The 21,587-nt window shown below is 59.0% G+C and carries 14 protein-coding genes and 1 pseudogene; all 15 read left to right on the forward strand.

The annotated features are described in order from the left end of the window. Positions 1 to 48: 48 nt before the first annotated feature. The 15 genes and pseudogenes from ABC336_RS18295 (at position 49) to ABC336_RS18365 (ending at position 21,569) form a co-directional block, all read left to right on the forward strand. Positions 49 to 1,080: a DUF6612 family protein gene (locus ABC336_RS18295; protein WP_413240004.1), complete on the forward strand. Its 1,032-nt coding sequence runs from the start codon at positions 49 to 51 to the stop codon at positions 1,078 to 1,080. A 275-nt stretch (positions 1,081 to 1,355) separates the two neighbouring features. Beyond that, positions 1,356 to 2,339 carry an ABC transporter permease gene (locus tag ABC336_RS18300; RefSeq protein WP_413240005.1) on the forward strand — a complete coding sequence of 328 codons (984 nt, stop codon included), beginning with the start codon at positions 1,356 to 1,358 and terminating at the stop codon, positions 2,337 to 2,339. A gap of 1 nt (position 2,340) precedes the next feature. Continuing rightward, positions 2,341 to 3,210: a carbohydrate ABC transporter permease gene (locus tag ABC336_RS18305; protein WP_413240006.1), complete on the forward strand. Its 870-nt coding sequence runs from the start codon at positions 2,341 to 2,343 to the stop codon at positions 3,208 to 3,210. 184 nt (positions 3,211 to 3,394) lie between these two features. Then, on the forward strand, positions 3,395 to 4,936 hold the full coding sequence (locus tag ABC336_RS18310) for an extracellular solute-binding protein (protein ID WP_413240007.1): 1,542 nt from the start codon (positions 3,395 to 3,397) through the stop codon (positions 4,934 to 4,936). Positions 4,937 to 5,076: 140 nt separating this feature from the next. After that, a complete protein-coding gene (locus tag ABC336_RS18315) occupies positions 5,077 to 7,518 on the forward strand; it encodes a helix-turn-helix domain-containing protein (protein WP_413240008.1) in 2,442 nt (813 codons plus the stop codon). 208 nt (positions 7,519 to 7,726) lie between these two features. Further along, a complete protein-coding gene (locus ABC336_RS18320) occupies positions 7,727 to 9,871 on the forward strand; it encodes a glycoside hydrolase family 65 (RefSeq protein WP_413240009.1) in 2,145 nt (714 codons plus the stop codon). Between the two features lie 89 nt (positions 9,872 to 9,960). Then, on the forward strand, positions 9,961 to 11,103 hold the full coding sequence (locus ABC336_RS18325; protein WP_413240010.1) for an oligogalacturonate lyase family protein: 1,143 nt from the start codon (positions 9,961 to 9,963) through the stop codon (positions 11,101 to 11,103). Positions 11,104 to 11,759: 656 nt separating this feature from the next. After that, positions 11,760 to 12,122 (forward strand): BlaI/MecI/CopY family transcriptional regulator, encoded by a 363-nt coding sequence (locus ABC336_RS18330; protein ID WP_413240011.1) that lies wholly within the window; start codon positions 11,760 to 11,762, stop codon positions 12,120 to 12,122. Positions 12,123 to 12,124: 2 nt separating this feature from the next. Then, positions 12,125 to 14,104, forward strand: coding sequence for a M56 family metallopeptidase (locus ABC336_RS18335; RefSeq protein ID WP_413240012.1), 1,980 nt, complete (start codon positions 12,125 to 12,127; stop codon positions 14,102 to 14,104). A 191-nt stretch (positions 14,105 to 14,295) separates the two neighbouring features. Then, complete coding sequence (locus ABC336_RS18340; protein WP_413240013.1) at positions 14,296 to 17,187, forward strand: family 78 glycoside hydrolase catalytic domain; 2,892 nt, start codon at positions 14,296 to 14,298, stop codon at positions 17,185 to 17,187. A 202-nt stretch (positions 17,188 to 17,389) separates the two neighbouring features. After that, positions 17,390 to 18,820, forward strand: coding sequence for an RNA-guided endonuclease InsQ/TnpB family protein (locus tag ABC336_RS18345; protein ID WP_413240014.1), 1,431 nt, complete (start codon positions 17,390 to 17,392; stop codon positions 18,818 to 18,820). Positions 18,821 to 18,937: 117 nt separating this feature from the next. After that, positions 18,938 to 19,132 (forward strand): annotated as a pseudogene (locus ABC336_RS18350) (prolyl oligopeptidase family serine peptidase); the annotation flags it as partial. 86 nt (positions 19,133 to 19,218) lie between these two features. Continuing rightward, on the forward strand, positions 19,219 to 19,575 hold the full coding sequence (locus tag ABC336_RS18355) for a hypothetical protein (protein WP_413242664.1): 357 nt from the start codon (positions 19,219 to 19,221) through the stop codon (positions 19,573 to 19,575). Positions 19,576 to 19,882: 307 nt separating this feature from the next. Beyond that, positions 19,883 to 20,254 (forward strand): hypothetical protein, encoded by a 372-nt coding sequence (locus tag ABC336_RS18360; protein WP_413240015.1) that lies wholly within the window; start codon positions 19,883 to 19,885, stop codon positions 20,252 to 20,254. Further along, on the forward strand, positions 20,139 to 21,569 hold the full coding sequence (locus ABC336_RS18365; protein WP_413242555.1) for a DUF5605 domain-containing protein: 1,431 nt from the start codon (positions 20,139 to 20,141) through the stop codon (positions 21,567 to 21,569). Before ABC336_RS18360 ends, ABC336_RS18365 begins: the two co-directional genes overlap by 116 nt. Positions 21,570 to 21,587 lie beyond the last annotated feature (18 nt).

Here is a 21,587-nt window from a genome sequence, read left to right on the forward strand (position 1 = left end):
CGAGACATTTTGTCGCAAACTAGTAGGATCAACAAGGAGGCGACAGATGTGAAAAAAGTGAAACAAACATCCCTGCTGCTGGTGCTGGCGCTGGTTGTATCGGGATGTACCCAAGCTGCAGAGAATACGGAGTCTCCCGCAGACTCCGAAGCGATAACGATCCTGGATGAAGCGATCCGCGAGGTGCAGACCAAAGAACGATTCGCACTCACGATGCGATTGGACCAAGACCTCTCCCACAACGAGGGGCAGGACAGCGAGCAGTTCGCTATGACCTCGGAAGGCAAGGTCGAGCTCGAGCCGCTGGCCGTGGAGCAGATGATCGAGTCCGGCGACGACGATGAACCGACCCGTCTCCAGACAATCCTGACTCCGGAGGGGTACTATGTGTATGACCATACCTTCGATGAGGGGTGGCGGCAGTATCCGCAAGACGAGATCCCGGCGCTGACGGAGACGCTCTCCGACTACCAGGTCAATCCCGCAGCCCAGCTGGAGCGTCTCAAGGCGGCCGTCGGCGGCAGTCTGACCGTGAACGAAGAAGGGGGAGTTCGTATCCTGTCTTATCAGGGCAGCGGAGACGACAGAGAGACGACGGCGCTCATGGAAGATCTGCTGGACAGCACGCTCAACGGCGCGCAGCTGCCGCAGGAGGTCAAGGATAGCGTAGTGATCGATTCGCTCGAGTACCGGATTGCCCTGGATGCCCAGACAGGACTGCCTGTGGAGATCGAGGCTGCATCGGTGTTCTCGATCGCCTTTGAGGCCGACTATCCGGTCGATATCGACCAGACCTTTGCTGTCTCCTACCGGGACTGGGACGCGACAGAGCCGGTCAGTGTGCCTGAGGAAGCTGTCGATGCGCCTGAGATTGAGATGCCGAGTGCCGAAGAGCTCGAAGAATGGGAAGAGATGGAGCGCCAGCTCCAGGAGGAGCTGGATCGGCTGAGACAGGAGGAGGAAAGCGGCACGGCGCCAGAGAATGAAGTGCCTGTCGATCCGGAGACGGAAACGGATACTGACATCGGGAATCCTGAAGAGGAGCCTGAAGCGGCTGCCGGAGGAGCTCCGGCCCTGTAAGTTTCCTAATCATTCACCAAACAAGCCCCGGCGCTGGCCTTGACCAGACCGGGGCTTGTTTGGCTTGTTCAAACGGCTCCGAATCCCCTGCAACCCGCGCCGCGCCTGCGCTTTCGCCATACCTAACCGATCCTCCAGCCGATGAACCGATCCTGCAGCAGGGGCCGGATCTGCCAAAATGCTCATCCGCTGGCCGATTGCCGAATTGTTCTCAAGCCGGCCGGTCCGTAAGATAGGGGCAAGACAACAAGTCAATCGCAAAGGAGGACGTCCCAATGGCTGAACTGTCGGCTGATCCGCCATCCACTGCCGCGCCGGATGCGAAGCCGCAAACGCAGATTCCGGCCCCGCGCAAACGGGGCAACCGGTATATCGAAAACGTCCGCAAGCACTGGATGCTCTACCTCATGATCCTGCCCGGTGTTTTGTTCTATATTATATTCAAGTATATCCCGCTCGCCGGCAGCGTGATCGCCTTCCAGAACTTCCAGATCTTCAACGGCATTTTCGGCAGTCCATGGGTGGGACTCGACAATTTCAAATTTATATTTTCTTATGACGATTTCTACAACGTGCTGCGCAACACGGCTTTGATAGCGCTTTACCAACTGGTGTTTGGTTTCCCGGCGCCGATCATCCTCGCCCTCCTGTTCAACGAGGTGCGGCTGATGATCGCCAAGCGGACGCTGCAAAGCCTGTTCTACCTCCCGCATTTCCTCTCCTGGGTGGTGGTGGGCGGGGTCGTGTTCGAGCTGCTGTCCAGCCAGGGCTTCATCAATGCGATACGCGAGTGGTTCGGCTATAGCCCGATCCTCTATATGCAGGAATCCCGGTTCTTCCGGACCATCGTCGTCATCTCGGCGATCTGGAAGGAAGTCGGCTGGGGCACCATCATCTATCTGGCGGCGATCAGCAGCATCGATCCGAGCCAGTACGAGGCGGCCGTCGTCGACGGCGCGAACAAATGGAAGCAGGTCATCTATATTACGCTGCCTGCGCTGTTCCCGACGATCCTGATCCTGTTCCTGCTCAACATCGGCAACTTCCTGGAGCTTGGCTTTGACCAGATGTTCAACCTGCTTACGCCGATGACATATTCGGTAGGGGACATTATCGAAACCTATGTGTACCGGGCAGGTGTGCTGCAGGGGCAATACAGCGTGACGACAGCCATCGGCGTCTTCCAGTCGGTCATCGGGTTCACACTGCTATGGATCTTCAACCGGATGGCCAGAAAAACGGAACAGGGGCTGTGGTAATATGAAACCAACCTTGGGCGAAAAGACGTTTCAGGCGTTCAACTATCTCATCCTGATGATCGCTGCTGCGACGATGCTGATGCCGCTGCTGCATCTGCTGGCCATGTCCTTTAGCTCGCCGATCGCGGCCGACTCCAAGGAAGTGTTCTTGTGGCCGGTGGAGTTCACGACGGGTGCATGGACGCATGTGCTGCAAAATGCCGGTCTGTGGCGCTCCTTCGGCATCACCGTGTATATCACAGTTGTCGGTACGGCGCTCAGCATGCTGTTTTCCATTTTGACGGCATACCCGCTCTCCCGGGCAGACTTCCTGATCCGCAAGCAGGTCATGTTCTGTATCGTCCTGACGATGATCTTCAATGCGCCGATGATTCCGTTCTTCCTGACCGTGCGCGAGCTGGGCATGATGAACTCGCTGTGGGCGCTGATCATTCCAGGGCTGATCGGGACGTTCAATCTCGTCATCATCCGCACCTTCTTTATGGGCTTGCCCAAGGAGCTGGACGACTCGGCCCGCATCGATGGGTGCAATGACTTCCGCATCCTGTTCCAGATCTATCTGCCGCTCTCCAAGGCTGTCATGGCCACGGTCAGCCTGTTCTACGCTGTAGGCTACTGGAATACGTTCCAGCGGGCAGTGCTGTTCATCCGCAATCCGGATCTGTGGCCGCTCCAGATGAAGCTGCGCTCTTACCTGGTCAGTCCCGAGGAGCTGGCGGCCGTCAACATGTTCCTGGGCGATTATGATTTCAATACGACGACGCTCAAGGCCGCAACGATTATTTTCGCGACCGTGCCGATCATCCTTGTGTACCCTTACTTGCAGAAGTACTTCGTCAAGGGTGCTCTGCTCGGGTCGCTTAAAGAGTAAAAAATAAATCCTCGCAACCAAAATGCACTTCCGACCGCTGTTCCTCCCGGATTTCTTGATTATGGACCCCTTTCAGGGGTGGAAATCCGGGAGAAAGAGGCGGGCGCTACGCTTCTCCAGTGTCATTTTGACCGCTACGGAACATTTTTTACAATCATTTTTTAATAAAAGGGGAGGAATACAAATGAAAACATTTATGAACAAACGATGGATGCTGCTTATGCTGGCTGTGCTCCTGATCGCTGCGGGCTGCAGCGGCAACAGCGGCGGCGGCTCCGGGACCGGAGGCGAGGAAGGCGCCGAGTCCGAGGGGCTGACCAAGATTAAGGTGTTCAAGAGTCATATGGGCGTCGGCACGATCCCGGGCAGCGACAATCCGCATGTCCAGTATGTAGCGGAGCATACCGGTGTCGAATATGAGCTGATCACGCCGCCGCCGGGTTCGGAGCCCGCCGAGTACATCAACCTGATGATCGCCTCCGATGAGCTGCCTGACATCCTGCGGCCGATCGGCGGCGTCGAGCAGACGCTGATCCAGCAAGGCGGGGCGCTGCCGCTAGACGATCTGTTGCCGGAGCATGCGCCCAATGTCTGGGAGAGAGTGCCGGACGAAGCTTGGGATGTCGTCCGTTCTTCCTCGGAGGATGGCAAGATCTATTATGTGCCCAAAGTGTTCCTGATCCCGGAGCGCTCGCCATTGATCCGTCAAGACTGGGTAGAGGCGGTCGGACATGACATGCCGGAGACAGTCGACGATTATGTCGAGCTGCTCAAGGCGTTCCGCGACGAGGATCCCAACGGCAACGGCCAGGCTGACGAATTGCCGACCACCGGCCGTGAGTTCGGCCGCTGGATGGACCATTTGTTCGCGATGTATGGCGTAGCGATGTGGGAAGGCTATCCCGAATGGGATATCTATGACGGAGAGATTCAGTATGCCGGGATCACCGATAATATGAGAGCCGCGATCGAGTTCATGCGCATGCTCTACGAAGAGAAGCTGCTCGATAACGAAACGTTCCTGAACAAAGGTGACGTATGGCAGGCCAAGATCAACAACAATCTCGTCGGCAGCTGGTATCACATGCCTGCCAACGTACGGGATCGTCTGGCGGCGATGCGCACGCAAGCGCCGGATGCCTATATCGCTGCGATGCCGCTGCCCAAAGCGGAAGGTTATGAGGGCTTTGTAACCGTGAAGAGCATGGGCGAGCCAGAATGGATGATCCCCAAAGCGGCCGAGGCCAATGCGGCAGCTGCCCTGAGACTGTTGGATTTCTTCTACAATCCGGAGCATAACGAGTTTGGCCGCTATGGGATCGAGGGCATGCACCATGAGGTTGGCGAGGACGGCCGCAAGGTGATCCTGCCGCCGGAGGACAGCCGGCCGCTGGCGCTGGGCATGCGCAATCTCACGACCTCCGAGGACATGGAGCTGCGCATCGAGGAGACGTTCCCTGAAGAGGACTGGCAGATGGTCAAAGATATGTATGAGGTCGTAGAGCAGGATGCAAGACGGATCGCCGGGGACGGTCTGCCGGCATCGGTTTACCAAGGCTTCCCGGATATCCAGTCACACAAGCTGTTCCAGGAGACGCTGACGCGCATCATCATCGGCGAGCGGCCGATCGAGGCATTCGACGACTACGTCGCGCAGTGGAGAGCCTCGGGCGGCGACACCGTGACCGAGCGCGTACAGGAATGGTATGAGAAGGTGAAACAATAATCTGGCCAAATGACAACAAGCCGTGTGCCGGTATCGGCGCGCGGCGATGCGCTTGCTGCCGGTCATGATGCGCCCCGATTCGCCTGCGACCGGCTTACGCAGTATAATGGGGGCATACTGCAGGCAAGGTGGGAGATCACATGACACATCCACGGCTTCGCTGGCTCAAATACAGCCTGTCGCAGACCCAGAACCGCTTGGTGCTGATCCTGACAGGAGCGATCCTGGTCCTGATCATCGCTGTTGGCGCCAGCACGTACTACTCGTCGACGGCGGTGCTCCAGGAGGAACTAAGCGAGCCGCAGCATCAGATGCTGCGGATCAGCATGAATTTTATCGACAGCTACATCCAAGAGACCAATCAACTGGCCATCAAAGTCGCGCTCAACAACAGTGTGTATCAATTTTTGACCGGCGAGGAGCAGGTCTCTTACTCCAATATAACCGAGTTGTATCAGTTTTTGGAGGCGGCGGTAAGCGGTGTCCCTTATATTAAAAGCGTATACATTTATGACAGCGGACGGGAGAGCTTTATGGCGTTTCCGCAAGGGTACAGCTCCAGCGCCATCACATTCGTCGATGCATCCTGGCTGGATGTGTCCCGAGAATTCGGCGACCGTTCGATGCTCGTGAAGAAGCGTACTGTGCCCTTGCGGCTGGGGGGAACCGCGACCGAGGTCTCGCTGTTCCGCAAGATTATGATCCAGGGCGAGCCCCGGGGGATGATCGCGGTGAATTTCCGCAATGATGCCCTGTTCGCGCATATGCTGCCGCCGAGCGTTTCCGATCTCGCCAGCCGCCGCTATATTTTGGACAGTCAAGGCAATCTGGTCTACGAGATTGGGGAGCATTCATTCGAGCAGGGGACGGTGGAAGCCGCGATCTCGCAATTGGAGGGCCGCGATGCCGGGGAGTTCCGCTCAGGAGGCAAGCGTCTGCTCGCTTCGCAGATGTTATCCGAAGTGACCGGTTGGCGGTATGTGTCGGTCGTCTCACAGGACAGCTTGCTGGCGAGCACCCAGCAGATCCGCAACGTGGCGATGGCCGTCTCGCTCGCTGCACTGGCGCTGGGCGCAGGGACGATTATCTACTTCAATAACCGCGCCTTCAAGCCGGTGCGCCGGATGCGGCAGCTGCTCAGCCGCTATGAGCGGGATGAGGAAGGCGCGGATCTGATCAATCTGGAGAAGATCACCGGCGAGCTGCTGACCGACCATGCGCAGCTCTCGCGGATGATCCGGCAGACGATGCCCGAGGCGGCTTCCAAGCTGCTTGTGGATATCTACACGGGCAATATGAATGGCCGCCGCGAGCTATTGGAGAAATGGCGGAGCTACTATGAAGGATGGTCTGCGGCGAAGCTGACGGTCGTGATGATCTCGATCGACGACTACGATGCCTGGAGCCGGCAGTTCTCGCATGCTGATCGTTCGCTGCTCAAGTTCGCCATCACCAATGTAGTCTCCGAGGTGATGGCGGGGGAGTGGCGGGTTTCTTCTGCGGATCTCGGCCGCAACCGGATCGCTCTGCTGCTGCAGCCGGTAGCGGATGCTGCCGGCGGGCTGCGCCGCTCAAGCGGGGATGTATCTCTGCCTGACGAGCGGCAGGAGCAGGGTGGATGGACAAGCGGCGACGCCGGCAGACAGGCTGAGTACGCGTCCGAGGAAGAGGGTGGATACGAGCAGGAGAGACGGCGGGTGGGACGTGCCAGCGCGGTCACGGCACGGATGCGCGAGGCGGCGGCCGTCATCGCACGGCTGTTGAAGTTCAGTGTCTCCGCGGGGGTCAGCGAATCCCAGGAGGATGCCGGCAAGCTGCGGCAGGCGATGTTCGAGGCGGAGAATGCGCTTGGCTACCGGCTGCATCGCGGCCGCGGCGCAGTGATTGCATACGAGGAGGTCGCCGATCACGAGATGACGGAGTCCCGTCTGCAGGAGGAGACAGTGGTCTCTGACTTGACGGATGCGATCCATGCCGGGCAAGAGGATGCTGCGCTGCGCATCATCGACCGGATCGGCTCCGGGATCCGCGAGGAGTACTGGTATCCTTCGGCCGCGCTGCCGCTGCTGCAGCAGGTCGCAGACAAGCTGGAGCAGCTCGGTGAGGAGAAGCCGGGGACGGAAGAGACGGCTGCGCTCGGAGATCTGCATTCACTGACGCTGGAGACGATCCTGACGCGGCTGCGGCTGCGGACGAGCGAGCTCACCGGGCGTTTCGGTTCGATCATCCAGAGCAAGGAATATGTGCTGTGTCAGCAGATGATCAGTTTTATGAAGCAGCATGTCGGTGCCCCTATCGGGGTTCAGGAAATTGCCGACCATACGGGGATCAGCAGCAGTCTGGCGAGCCAGCTGTTCAAGCAGGAGATGAACGAAACGATCCACGGCTGCTTCACGAAGCTTCGGATGGAGCGGGCCAGTGAGCTGCTGCTGAAGACGGATTGCAAAATATCGGAGATCGCCTCCATGGTCGGCTATCAGCATGAGAACAGCTTTATCCGCGTCTATCGCAAGTATAAAGACATCACGCCCGGCAAGTACCGGGAGATGATGCGCGCCCGCAAGGAGGGATTGGCGGAGTAAGGCAGGTCACGGACCCGGACAGCGTCCACGGAGTGGCGCAACGAGCGACGAGCGGCAGGGCGCGGGCCAGCCGCCCTGAGCAGCTTGGCAGGGAGAGTGCAACCGCAGCCTTTGTCAGCGTCCCGCCGTTTCCGTGCGGCCGGGATCGCCCAGAGCAGACATCCCTGTGCTCGTCCGAGCGGGCGAATCTGAGGAGGCAGACTATCGCATGAACAGACGAACGATCATCACGCGCAACCATCCGGTGCTCACGCGGCTGGAGCCCATGTCGCCGCTTTCGGTCGGCAACGGCGAGTTTGCATTCAGCGCGGATTTTACCGGATTGCAGTCGTACCCGGAGCGCTACGAGGTGCCGCTGGGCACCCAGTCCAATTGGGGCTGGCACTACACAGGCGGACACCGGAAGTACGACGACGACGATATCGAGTACCAGTCCTTCGAAACTTATGGCCGCCAGGTCGGGTATCCGATGAGGCCGGGCGCCAAAGAGGAGGCTTATCATTGGCTGCGCCAAAATCCGCATCGTCTGCAGCTGGGGCGTCTCTCGCTGCGGCTGCTGGGCAGTGGCGGCGGAGAGTTGGCGTCGGAAGAGGTGCGGCCGCTCCATCAGGAGCTGGACTTGTGGACGGGTGTGCTGCACAGCCGTTTCCTGGCTGGCGAAGTAGAGGTCGAGGTGACGACCGCTTGTCATCCGTCGGAGGACACGCTGGCGGTGCGGGTCGTCTCGCCACTGGTGGCTCAGGGACGGCTGCAGCTGTACCTGCGTTTCCCGGCTCCGGATATGCTGCACCGCAGCTGGTCCCAGTCGGTCGAAGCCGACTGGGAGCACGATGAGCGTCACCGCAGCGAGTTGCTCGAGACGGCAGAGCGGGGAGCGCTGCTGCAGCGGACGATGGACGAGGATGCCTACCAGGTGCGGTGGCAGTGGGACAGCGGTTCGCTGGCCCGGACCGGGACGCATGAGTTTACGCTCGTCCCGGCGGCAGGGGCCGCCAGCGTGGAGAGCGTCCTGGCCTTTGGAAGCGCTGCGCACCGGCCGGCTGCCCCGGAAGCGGTGGTGCGGGCAAGCGGAGACGATTGGGAGCGTTTCTGGCTGAGCGGCGCGGCGATCGATTTTGCAGGCAGCGCCGATCCGCGGGCCGCCGAGCTGGAGCGCCGGGTCGTGCTGTCCCAGTATCTGTGCGCGATCCACAGCAGCGGCTCGATGCCGCCGCAGGAGACGGGGCTGATGTACAACAGCTGGTTTGGCAAGATGCATCTGGAGATGCACTGGTGGCATGCCGTGCACTTCCCGCTGTGGGGCCGCGCGGAGCTGTTGATGCGGAGCATGGACTGGTATCTGGATATCCTGCCAAAGGCGCGGGCGCTGGCGGCTTCGCAAGGCTACGAGGGCGCACGCTGGCCCAAGATGGTGGGGCCTGACGGCACGCAGACGCCATCGCCGGTCGCCCCCGGACTGATCTGGCAGCAGCCGCATCCGATGGCGCTGGCCGAGCTGTGCTATCTGGCTGATCCGACGGATGAGCTGTTGGAGCGCTTCGCTCCGATTGTCTTCGAGGCTGCTGACTTCATGGTTTCTTACGCGCAATATGAGGAGGAGCGCGGCGCCTATGTGCTCGGTCCGCCGCTCATCCCGGCGCAGGAGTGCCACGCGCTGGAGGAGAGCATCAATCCTCCGTATGAGCTCGAGTATTGGAAGTACGGCCTGGAGATCGCCATCCGCTGGGCGGAGCGGGTAGGCCGCGCCGTCGATCCGCGGTGGCGGGAGGTTGCAGGGAGGATGTCTGCGCTGCCGCAGGCGGACGGCGTCTATCTGGCCCATGAGCGCTGTGCGGATACGTATACGGAGAAGAATCACGATCATCCGTCCATGGTCGGGGCGCTCGGACTGCTGCCGGGATCGCTGGTGGATAAGACCGTGATGAAGAACACGCTGCTCAAGGTGAAGGACTGTTGGGAATGGGACTCGGCCTGGGGCTGGGACTTCCCGATGTGCGCGATGACGGCAGCCCGCCTCGGTGAGCCGGAGCTGGCCGTGGACTTCCTGCTGCTGGACGCCAAGAAGAACACCTACCTGCCTAATGGGCACAACTATCAGCGTCCTGGCCTGTCGGCCTATCTCCCCGGCAACGGCGGGCTGCTGGCCGCGGTGGCGATGATGGCCGCCGGCTGGGTGGAGCCCGGCGAGGCGGCCAGGCCCGATAGTACAGGCACAGGCGGCTCTGCAGGAGCTCGCGAGAGTAAGGCTGCGGTCAATCAAGCCGCGGCGCAGGGGGCGGCGTGTCAAGGCGGTCCCGGCTTCCCGCAGGACGGCTGGGCCGTCCGCTGGGAGGGGCTAAAGCCATGGCTGTAAGCGGGCTGTTACGCAGGTAGGCGCCAGGGGCTAGTATCGTGCAATGCCCGTAAGGCTAGGACAAAGGACTAGACAAAGGAGCGATCGCTATGAAAGGCAAGATATGGCCCTCGGAAGCGAAGGTGCACAAGGATCGGGTAACGGGAGTATCCGTGCGGCAGTTGACGGATTATAAGACGCATAGCCATCATTTTTACTTTACGGAGAGCGGCTGGTATGACGAGGAGCGCCGGGTGCTGTTTTTCTCTGACCGGGGCAACAGCACGAACCTGTTCTCCCTTCATCTGGAGAGCGGCGAGATGACCCAACTGACGGATTATCCGGACAACAGCAATCTGGAGGCCTGCATCCATCCCGACGAACGCATCGTCTATGTCCGGGTGAACGGTCAGATCGTCGAGCTGGACATGGCTACGCTGGAGGAACGCGTCGTCTATTCTTGCCCCGAAGGCTTCGGCATCGGCAATATGAGCTGTACGGCAGACGGGCGCTATGTGATGACCTGCATCCAGGAGGACTTGTCGCACCGGTTGGATCTGGATCTGGGGCACGGGTATGTCGGCCATCGCGAGCTTATGGAAGCCAAACCGATTAGCCGGGTCGTCAGCATCGATGTTGATACTGACGAAGTGAAGGTCTGCTACGAGGCGCACTGCTTCATCACGCATATCAACGCTTCCCCGACAGTGCCATGGCTGATCACCTTCTGTCACGAAGGTCCGTGGCATCTGGTCGATCACCGGATCTGGGGCCTGGACCTCCGGGAGGGCAAGGCGTGGAAGATCCGCGAGCGGCTGGAGCCTGCTGAGAAGACAGGGCATGAATTTTTCTTCCCGGACGGCGAGCGGATCGGCTATCACGGCTTCCGGCTGGACGGCACCAACTACTTCGGCAGCATCCGTTACGACAATACGGAGATGGAAGAGCATGACTTCCCCTTTGACACGTGGCATGCCCATGCAGATGGGAAGGATCAGGCGGTCGTCGATGGCAAAGGAACGGTGAAGACGCTGGTGATGTGGCGGCGTGACGAGTCCGGCGATTTCGGACCGCCACGCGTACTCTGCGAGCTGCGCTGCAGCTTCCACTCGCAGAAGGTGCACGCCCACCCGCGCTTCAACCGGACGGGGGAGCGGATTCTGTTCACCAGCGACAAGAACGGCTATGCCAATCTGTACATGGTCGAGCTGCCGGATGATATCAGCACGCTGCCGGTAATGAACAACGTTTGATGCTCGTCCTAAACTGCAATTGGTTCTCTACAGCACACGGCCCCGCAGGCCTAATAACCTGCAGGGCCGTTTCTTGTATGCGATTAAAGGACCGACGAGGGGGTGTAAGCACTATTTTGATGCTTAGAGTGCCCCTTCTTTATCGCCAGGACGAATTTTTCAACACCCTGAAAAGTGCAACTGATGCATGTGAATTTGGAATTAAATTAGAATTGGTTCCGGTGTTAAATGCACTTTTGCACTTGCGGATATGAATGTTGGGTGCTCAGCATGAAATAGATGTATTTTTCAGGCTGTTGAAAAATGGCCGGAGAGGCACGGAATCGAATCTGGAGAAGCGCAGCTTATGCTTACGAAGTCGCTTTCTTGCAGAAAGCGTGTGAGTCCCCGGATTTCACCCCTAAAAGGGGTAAAAATCAAAGAAATCTGGGGACAACAGCGATCGGAAGATCGATCCGTGACTGTAGGCTTTCTTTTTTCAACACCCTGATTTTTGCCTTTATCCACCCGCAACCGCTCACGGTAAATACAATCTGAGGTGAAACGGCTGGCGATGCCCTTTGGCAAGACACGAGGAACCACGTTGACAAGTGAGGTTTATAGCTATAAACTACAAGCGCGGGTTTATGGTTGTAGACCGACTGGGGGAGATCAAGGTGAATCATTTGAAGCTGTGCGAGAGCGACTATCGCTTCATGCTTGTCGTGTGGGAGAGTGAACCGCTGCCGTCGGGGCAGTTAGTCGCCCTATGCGCTGACCGACTGGGTTGGAAGAAGCCGACAACCTATACCGTGCTGAGGAAGCTGTGCGAAAAGGGTCTGGTGCAGAATGTAGATACCATCGTAAGCGCGCTTGTGCCCAAGGAACAGGTGCAAGCGTATGAGAGCGAATATTTCCTCGAGCGGACCTTCGGCGGGTCCTTGCCTCAGTTTCTTGCCTCGTTTTTCGGCAACAAGAGACTTTCACAGAAAGAAGCGGAAGAGCTCAAGCGCCTGATCGACGAGCACAAGGAGGAGTAGGCATGCAGACGTTATTTCTGGGTATCGTCAATATGAGTGTGACCGCCTCCTATGTCATCGCTGCAGTGCTGCTCATTCGTCTGCTGCTGAAGCGGGCGCCCAAGAAATATGCTTATCTGCTATGGGCTGTCGTTCTGTTCCGTCTTGTATGCCCGGTGTCGATCAGCTCCGAGCTTAGCTTGTTCAACGTGCCTTCGTTGGATATGTCGGTCGCGCAACGGGAGAGCGCCTCGGCTCTGAGCTATGTTCCCCAGGGGATCGGAGAAGCTGAGACGCCGTCGATGACCGTGGGAATCCCGCAGATGAACGCAGTGATCAATGAGAGTCTGCCGCCTGGCAATCCAGCCGCAAGCGTCAATCCGATGCAGGTCGTACTGGCGCTTGTATCAATGGTGTGGGCCGCGGGAACGGTGCTTCTTCTCGGATATGGGCTGGTGAGTTACTTAAGGCTGAAAAAACGCATGGCTACCGCCGTAAGATTGGGCGAGGGGGTCTACGAATCGGACCGGATCGGGTCGCCGTTTATTCTGGGGTTCATTCGACCTCGCATCTACATCCCCTTTGGATTGGGCACGTTGGAGCGCGAGTACATATTGATGCATGAAGCGTATCATCTTAAGCGGAAGGATCACCTGATCAAACCTGTTGCTTTTGCGGTGCTGGCACTGCATTGGTTTAATCCACTGGTGTGGGTCGCTTTCAGCCGGATGGCGAGAGATATGGAGATGAGCTGTGACGAACAGGTTTTGGCAAAGGGCGGTTCCGCAATGGCAAAAGACTATTGCACGACTCTGCTCGCTTTTGCGACGAATCGCCGTCTGCCAACGGCGAGCCCGCTCGCTTTTGGGGAATCCGGGATACGAGAGCGGGTAAGGAATGTCCTGCGTTACCGGAAGCCGGGCAGATCTGCAGTGTTCATCTGCGCCTCGGTTTGTCTCTTTGTCTCTGCAGCTTGCGCCACAAACCCTCTGTCGGGCGACCCCGCCACAGAGAGTGTAGACGCTAACCTATACGGAAGCTACAGCTTCGATCGCCAAGTGTATATGAATCCGCTCAGCTCCTTCTACGCCGGGGAGGATTATGAAGAAACCTACACACTTGCTGAACACTCGCTGATCATAACCGGTGCCGCCGGTCAGCAGCGGACGATGGCAGTCGCTTATGCAAGGGAGACCGTCGATGAGCACATTTTCGGGGCCAGCTTCAGTCCGGCAGCGAGCGGGATCGGCATTCCGGATATCTCCGGTTATAAGGAGCGATACCGGTATGTTCTGACGGAAGCCGATGACAGTCCAGGGTACCACCTCTACCTCCTCGATGATGAGATATGGCTGGCGCAGACCCGCAAGTCGGCTTTGCCCCAAGAAAGCGCCAGCGGGATCTGGAGCATCTTTAGAATTGTTAAGCTTGACGATACGATGCCGGTAACGAGCATGGTAAGAGGTTCATCGGACGATATCGATGATTTCTTGGCTGCGCAAGGCGCGTTTGATTCGGGCTATGGCGGCGATTCCCCTTACAACATTACACCGGAAGCCATGGCGTCCGGTTCGGATTACCGCATCTTCAAATATGCGGCGTCTTCCGCCACTTTTTTGCTTCATGATGACGAAGTGTATCCGCTGGGCGAATGGTTCGGCGGCATGGGTTTGACCAGTATGGCTTTGGCGGATTTGGACAAAGACGGGGAACCTGAGCTATATTTCACCTACTCCTGGGGTTCGGGCATGCATCGATCCCATGCTGCCTACTATGATCCGACTGCCAAGCGAGTGGAGCTGCTGGAGTATACCCACCTGCATGAGGACATGATGCTCGATGCTACTCCGGATGGCCGTCTCTCTTTGCGGAGAGCGATGATTTCCAATTTCAGGAGCTTTGTGGACTTTGACATAACGGGATCGGATGTCATCTCGGACATCGTATATGCCGATGGAGCTATTGTGGTAGAGGTGGCTGCGAGCCAAAATGCCGAAGGATAGAGAAGGGTTCTACCTGGCTAACGGGGGCTCGGGCAAGCTGTGGCGGATCGCAGAGCGATGCGCTACTGTACCTTGAGCCTCCCGCAAAAAGTCGTCAAAACCAAAATAAAAGCCGGAAAAATGAAAGCGTTTCACCGTTAGTCTCTGTATAATGATTACTTAAAGAAGCGACAAGAAAGGAAGGTTGCCATATGACCTTGTTCGCGGTATGCGATTTGAGTGCGGAGTATCAACCGAAGCTGCTGGGAACAGATGTGGCTTATCCGAGGCTCAGCTGGAGGCTGGCGTCGGAGCGCAGACATGTGCTGCAGACGGCTTATCAGATCCAGGTGTTCAGCGATAATACGGAGGTTCCTGTATGGGACAGCGGCTGTGTCGCTTCGGATGCCTCTGTCCTGATCCCGTACGAGGGGCCGCCGCTCTCCTCGCGGATGCGGTATACGTACCGGGTCAAAGCTTGGAATCAGTATGGCGAGGAGACGGAGTGGAGCCAGCTGGCGTGGTGGGAGACCGCCTTGCTGTCCGAGCAGGAATGGTCCGCGAGCTGGATCACGCCCGCCGCTGAAGCGATCGATCCGGATGCCGAGGCGGCCTTCCTGCTGCGACGGTCATTCGAGGCGGAGCCGGCGGACATCGAGTCGGTCCGCATCTATGCGACGGCTGCAGGTGTCTACAGCCTGTATCTGAATGGCGTCAAGGTCGGCGACGAGGCGTTTGCCCCCGGTTGGACGAGCTACACCCACAGGCTGCAATACCAGACCTATGACGTCACCGCTCTCGTAAAACAAGGCGCCAACGCGCTGGGGGCGATGGTCGCGAACGGCTGGTACAAGGGACGGCTCGGCTGGGAAAACAAGTCCAAGCACTACGGTGACCGCCGGGCGCTGCTCGTCCAGCTCCATATCCGCTATCGCGATGGCCGGGAGTCGGTCGTCGTATCCGACGAGACGTGGCGGGCGGCGACCGGACCGATCCTGCTGTCCGAGTGGTACGACGGGGAGACCTACGATGCCCGCCGCGAATGGCCGGGTTGGAGCGAGCCTGCCTTCGATGACGCCGACTGGAGTGCTGCGGAGAGGCTGGATCTGCCTTACAGCCATCTGGTCGCTCAGCAGAACGAGCCTGTCCGCGTGACGCAGACGTTGCGGCCGATAGCCATCCTGCGGACGCCTGAGGGCGATACCGTGCTGGATATGGGGCAGAACATGGTCGGCCGTCTCCGCTTCTCGGTCGAGGCCGAGGCTGGGACCGAGATTTGCCTGACCCACGCCGAGGTGCTGGATAGCGCCGGCAATTTTTACCGCGACAATATCCGCACCGCCCGGCAACTGATACGCTATATCGCCAAGGGCGAAGGTGTCGAGACGTACGCGCCGCACTTCTCGTTCCAGGGCTTCCGCTATGTCAAGGTCGAAGGGATGCCGGGACAGGAGCGCGAGCTGCCCCTGGACACCTTCGTCGGCGAGGTGATGCATTCGGATATGCAGCGCACCGGCGACTTCGAATGTTCCGATGAGCGGGTGAACCAGTTGCAGCGCAACATCGTCTGGGGGCTGCGGGGCAACTTCCTCGATGTGCCGACCGACTGTCCGCAGCGCGATGAGCGGCTCGGCTGGACAGGCGATGCCCAGGTATTCGCGGAGACGGCGCTCTTCAACTACAACGCGGCTCCGTTCTTCGCCAAGTGGCTGCGCGATCTGAAGGCGGATCAGCTCCCGGACGGCAGCGTGCCCTTCGTCGTGCCCAACATCCTGCAAGGCTACAATGCGGCAGCCTGGAGCGATGCGGCGACGGTGGTGCCGTGGGCAGTGTACACTGTCGTCGGCGATCGGCGCGTGCTGGAGGAGCAATATGAGAGCATGAAGGGCTGGGTCGACTACATCCGCGGCCAAGGCGAGCAGGAGGAGGTCTGGAATACCGGCTTTCACTTCGGCGACTGGCTGGCGCTCGACGCCAAGGAGGGCTCGTATATGGGCGCGACGCCGAATCATATGGTCACGGCGGCCTATTATGCCCTCTCCACGCGGATCGTCCGGGATGCGGCGCGGCTGCTCGGGTATGAGGAGGATGCCCGACTGTACGGCGCGCTGGCCGAGCGTATCGCAGCAGCGTATCGCGATGAGTTCATCACGCCTAATGGCCGTGTCGCCGCCCAGACGCAGACCGCCCATATCCTGGCGCTTGTCTTCGAGCTGGTCCAGCCGCGCGATCGCGAGCGGATCGCGCGCGATCTGCACGAGATGATCGTGAGCAACAACTACCACCTGACAGCCGGGTTCGTCGGTACGCCGTTCCTCTGCTTTGCCCTCTCGGACAACGGCTATCACGAGACGGCGGTCAAGCTGCTGCTGCAGGACACCTATCCATCGTGGCTGTACTCGGTATCCAAAGGCGCGACGACGATCTGGGAGCATTGGGACGGCATCAAGCCGGATGGCTCGTTCTGGAGCGCCGATATGAATTCATTTAACCACTACGCCTACGGCGCGATCGGCAATTGGCTGTATCGCCGGGTCGCCGGGCTGGCGCCAAATGCCGAGCGGCCAGGCTACCGTCACCTGCACATCGCTCCTGATTATACCGGCGGCAGACTGAGCCATGCCCGTGCCGCTTACGAGTCGATGTATGGTAGGATTGAATCGGCATGGGCCTTCCACGGCGATATGCTGGAACTGCGGGCGACGATCCCGGCCAATACGACGGCGTCCTTCCGGCTGCGCGGCGCCAAGGTCGAGCAGGTGCGCTGCGGCGAGGCTCCTCTGCCAGATGCGGAGGGCATCCTCGCAGTCCGTCAGGAGACGGACTGCGTAGCCTTCGAGGCGGGTTCCGGCACCTACAGCTTCAGCTATGAGCGGCCGCTGCTGTCGTATCGTCTCTATCATGAGGAGACGAAGCTGGGCGAGCTGATCCAGTGGGAGGCGGCTAGGCAGATCATCGAGCGCCATGCGCCAGGCTGGATCGCCGGGCTAGGCGCCTTTGCCGGGATGACGCTGGGCTCCAGCGTAGAGCATCCGATGGGCGGCGGGATCTCCAGAGCCCAGTATGACCGGATCGACGCCGAACTGCGGGCGTTGCGAGGCTAATGCAAGGATAAGAGGAGGTATACGTATACGCGATGGGGAACATCTATCAACTTTCGCCGAGAGGACTCCCACTTCTTCAAGTGGTGAGGTGAATCGGCGACTGCTTGTCTAGCCCACAAAATCTTCTTTCCTTTTCTCCTTTGCGACGGTATAATTAATAGGAACATACATTCGCTTATTGAGTGAGGAAGGAGGTGACCTCATGTCCGTGCCAAAATCCGAATATCGAACGTTTCAAGTGTGGATCAAGCCAGGACATCCGTTATTTTCTTACCTCGATGAAACGTGCCAACATGCTAAAAATCTGTATAATACGGCTACCTTTTATGTCCGGCAAGTGTTTACCGCCAGGGGGCAGTCTGCTGCTTGCCAGCCGTTGCAACGGCAAGTGATGGATACCCTCTCCGCGCATCTGGATGCGATGAACGAGCGAAGAAGCGCGAATCGTCCCTTTGTGTTGCCTTCGCCGGAGCGGCCCTTCCTCTCGTATGCCTTCCTGGATGCCTTGTTCAAAGTGATGAACCAGCCGGATTACCGTGCGCTTCCTGCACAGAGCAGCCAAGGCATCCTGAAGGTGGCTTTTCAGAACTGGGCTTCCTTTTTCGCCAGTATGAAGTCGTACCGCCAGCATCCGGAGCGATTCACGGGCAAGCCGAAGATTCCGGGCTATGCTCGAAGCAAGGTGAAGGAAGTAGTGTTCTCAAATCAGGACTGCGTCATCAAAGAAGGGAAGTATCTTAAACTCCCCCGAACCACACGGCAACTGAACATCGGCAAGCTGGGCTGTAAGGACGGCAAGCTTAAGCAAGTGCGCGTCGTCCCTCGTCATGGGCACTATGTTGTCGAACTGATCTTCGCTTGCCCTCTGAAAGTGCCGAAACCGGTAGCGGACGCTGCTCCATCTGCATGTTGCATGGCGATTGATCTCGGCGTGGACAATCTCGCAACCATGGTCACGACAACCGGCGCGCAGCCGATGCTCGTGAAGGGCGGGATCGTCAAAGCGATCAATCAATACTACAACAAGATGCAAGCGCACTACTCGCGTATTCTTCGCCACGGCAAGGACCCGCGAGAAGGCCTGCATACGTCGAAACGACTGGAACGCTTGCACCTGCAGCGCCAACGCCGAATCAAGGACCTGTTTCACAAGGTCAGTCATCACGTGGTCAGGCAGGCCGTAGAGGCGCGTATCGGCACCATCGTGATCGGTCAAAACACAGGATGGAAGCAAGGCACCGGCATGGGACGGCGCAACAATCAGTCATTCTGTCACCTCCCGCACGGGCTGCTCATGGGGATGATCCAGTATAAGGCAGCAGAGCAAGGCATCACGGTGATCGTGACCGAAGAAGCGTATACGTCCAAAGCAAGCTTCCTGGATCACGATCCGTTACCGCGCTTTGATGAGGCGGTGACCTGTACCTTCTCCGGCAAGCGGGTCCACCGTGGGCTGTATGTGAGCCCGCTCGGCATGATTCATGCCGATGTGAATGGAGCGGCCAACATCCTGCGCAAAGTATTCCCAAACGTATCCGCTAAGGGTACAGATGGGATAGAGGGGTTGGATGGTAACCAGTCCGTCAACGTGTCAACTCCACAGGTGTTAAGCATCCTGAGAAAGTCAGGTTGAGACATCTGAAACCCCCACTTCAGCCAAGCGTCAGCATCGGCAAGTGGCGGGAGTATTCATTACACGATTACGACCGTTACCGATATGGTACCGTTCCATACGAAGCTTGTACTGGCGATGGGCGCAGAGGTAGAGTCGGAGCACGTAAGCGCGGACGCCTTTAATGTATATGTGGAACGCAGAGCCAACAATGGCGATACGCTCTTGCTGCCGAAGAGCTGGGAAGAGCAGCATATCCGGGTCGCCAGCAGAGGCTACGGTGACGTCAAGAACGCATACCCTTCCACGCAGAGCGGGGAGCGTCTGCCGCGAGGCGAATATGTGACGCTGGAGATGAAGCTGCGGCCATTCGATGTCATCTCGCCGCTTGCTGAGCCGCCTATCCGGTATTCGAGGCGTTGTTCGACGAGACGATCAGCGACGCTGACATCGAGGCGATCAAGCATGTGCCGATCTGGTTCACCCATGCACGGGCCAATAACGTCGTCAAGCCGGAGGAGACGGCGATCCCGACGTACGAGCGGCTGCTGCGTGAGGGTGCGAGCGATGTGCACTTCTCCTTGTTCGACGAGGTGCTCGACCTGCACGGCTTGTTTACGGAGGAGCAGGGTGACTCCTACGTCTACCATGGACATTTCTCCTGGATCTACATGCTCAATGACGACTGCCGCCTCGATTACGACGGCAAGCCGGTCATCGTGGGCGGCAAGGAAGTATCGCTGCTGCAATGGCTGGCGCAGCAGGCACGCAATTAATCGTTTCGGACGCCTTGGCACCTTGCTCGCACAGCGAGAGGGCGCAGGCGTCCTTTTCACATCTGGCCCATCACGCCACATGACGGCCCATCACGGCAGCGCCTCCGATGGGTTAGGCGTCGCCCGACAGGGTGACGTTGTTCTATTGGAGAGTAGCCGCAATGTCCTCGCCGGGCAGGGGGATCTGTCCTCAAAAAGTCGGAATAGTGATAGTCGAAAGTCGTCTTAGTGGCGGGCAAACGTTCCGCGATGGCTTACACTTACATTATGGTAACGCATTCATGACGAACGCGGGGAGGACAAGCGTGTGATTTTTGACGATCAGACCAAGCTGGGCCATGTGCTGAAACATCGTGAAGCCCGTTCCGTATTATTCCGGCATGATCCTGCGCTTGAGGGCCAAGATTATGTGCTGCAATTCAAAAAGATGATGACACTGGGCGACTATACGGCATCTCTGCCGGAGCCGGCCCGCACCGCGATCCTGCGTGAGCTGGCGCCGCTCCGGGAGCAGAGCGAGCCGGCGACGCAGAAGCCCAGAGCCGATTACGACGAGGATGGACCTGACCGAGCTGTCGCTGGACGGGCCGGATCACGGCAGTCCGTATGTCGACGTCGCGCTCGCGGCAGAGTTCACGCACGATGGGGGGGCCGCGACGACCGCCCACGGCTTCTATGACGGGGATGGCCGATACTATGTGCGCTTCATGCCGGAGCACGAGGGCGAGTGGACGTTCCGCACGCGCAGCAACGCGCGGTCGCTCGATGACTTGCGCGGCGCCTTCATCGTCACCGCCCCAGCTGCAGGCAATCACGGGCCGGTTCGCGTCAAGGACGGGTTCCATTTTGCGTACGCGGACGGGACGCGTTACATCCCGGTCGGCACGACCTGCTACGCCTGGACCCATCAGAAGGAAGCGCTGGAGGAGCAGACCTTGGCGACGCTGGCGTCCTCTCCCTTCAATAAGCTGCGGATGTGCGTGTTCCCCAAAGCCTACCTCTACAACGCCAACGAACCGCCACGTTATCCATACGAGGGTTCGCTGGAGGAGGGCTGGGACTTTACGCGCTTCCAGCCGGCATTCTTCCGCCATCTCGAGCAGCGGATCGCGCAGCTCGGCGAGCTCGGGATCGAGACCGATCTTATCCTGTTCCATGCGTATGATCGGTGGGGCTTCTCGGAGATGGGCGCGGCTGCGGACGATCGCTATGTGCGTTATGTGACAGCCCGGCTGTCCGCTTATCGCCACGTCTGGTGGTCCATGGCCAACGAATACGACCTGATGTGGAACAAGGAGACCGAGGATTGGGAGCGGATGGCAGGCATCGTCACAGGCGCCGACCCTTACGGGCATCTGATCTCGATCCATAACTGCAACCCGTTCTACGACTATTCGCGGCCCTGGATTACCCACTGCAGCGTACAGCGTCAGGATGTATACCGGACCGCAGAGTATACCGACGAGTGGCGGCAGCGCTGGGGCAAGCCGATCGTCATCGACGAATGCGCCTACGAGGGCAATGTCGAGACGGGCTGGGGCAATATCAGCGGCGAGGAGATGACCCGGCGGTGCTGGGAAGGCGCGGTGCGCGGCGGCTATGTCGGCCATGGCGAGACGTATCTTCACCCTGAGGACATCCTCTGGTGGTCCAAAGGCGGCGAGTTGCACGGCACCTCGCCGGCGAGGATCGGCTTCCTGCGCCGCATCCTGGAGGAGGGGCCGGAGCCAGGCATCGGACCGCTGCCCAAGAGCGTCATGGACTGGGACGTGCCGATCGGCGGCGTCGCCGACAACTACCTGCTCTATTACTTCGGCTTTAATCGCCCAAGCTTCCGCGTCTTCACGCTGAAGCCGGGCGTACGCTGCACCGTAGACGTGATCGATACCTGGAACATGACGATCGAGCGGCAGCCAGGCGAGTACGAGGGCAGCTTCCGTATCGAGCTGCCGGGTCGGGAGTACATGGCGGTCCGGCTGATCCGGGTCGACTGATCGCCGAGAGCGGACATA

Source organism: Paenibacillus jepli (assembly GCF_047238105.1).
Lineage (GTDB): Bacteria > Bacillota > Bacilli > Paenibacillales > Paenibacillaceae > Paenibacillus_D.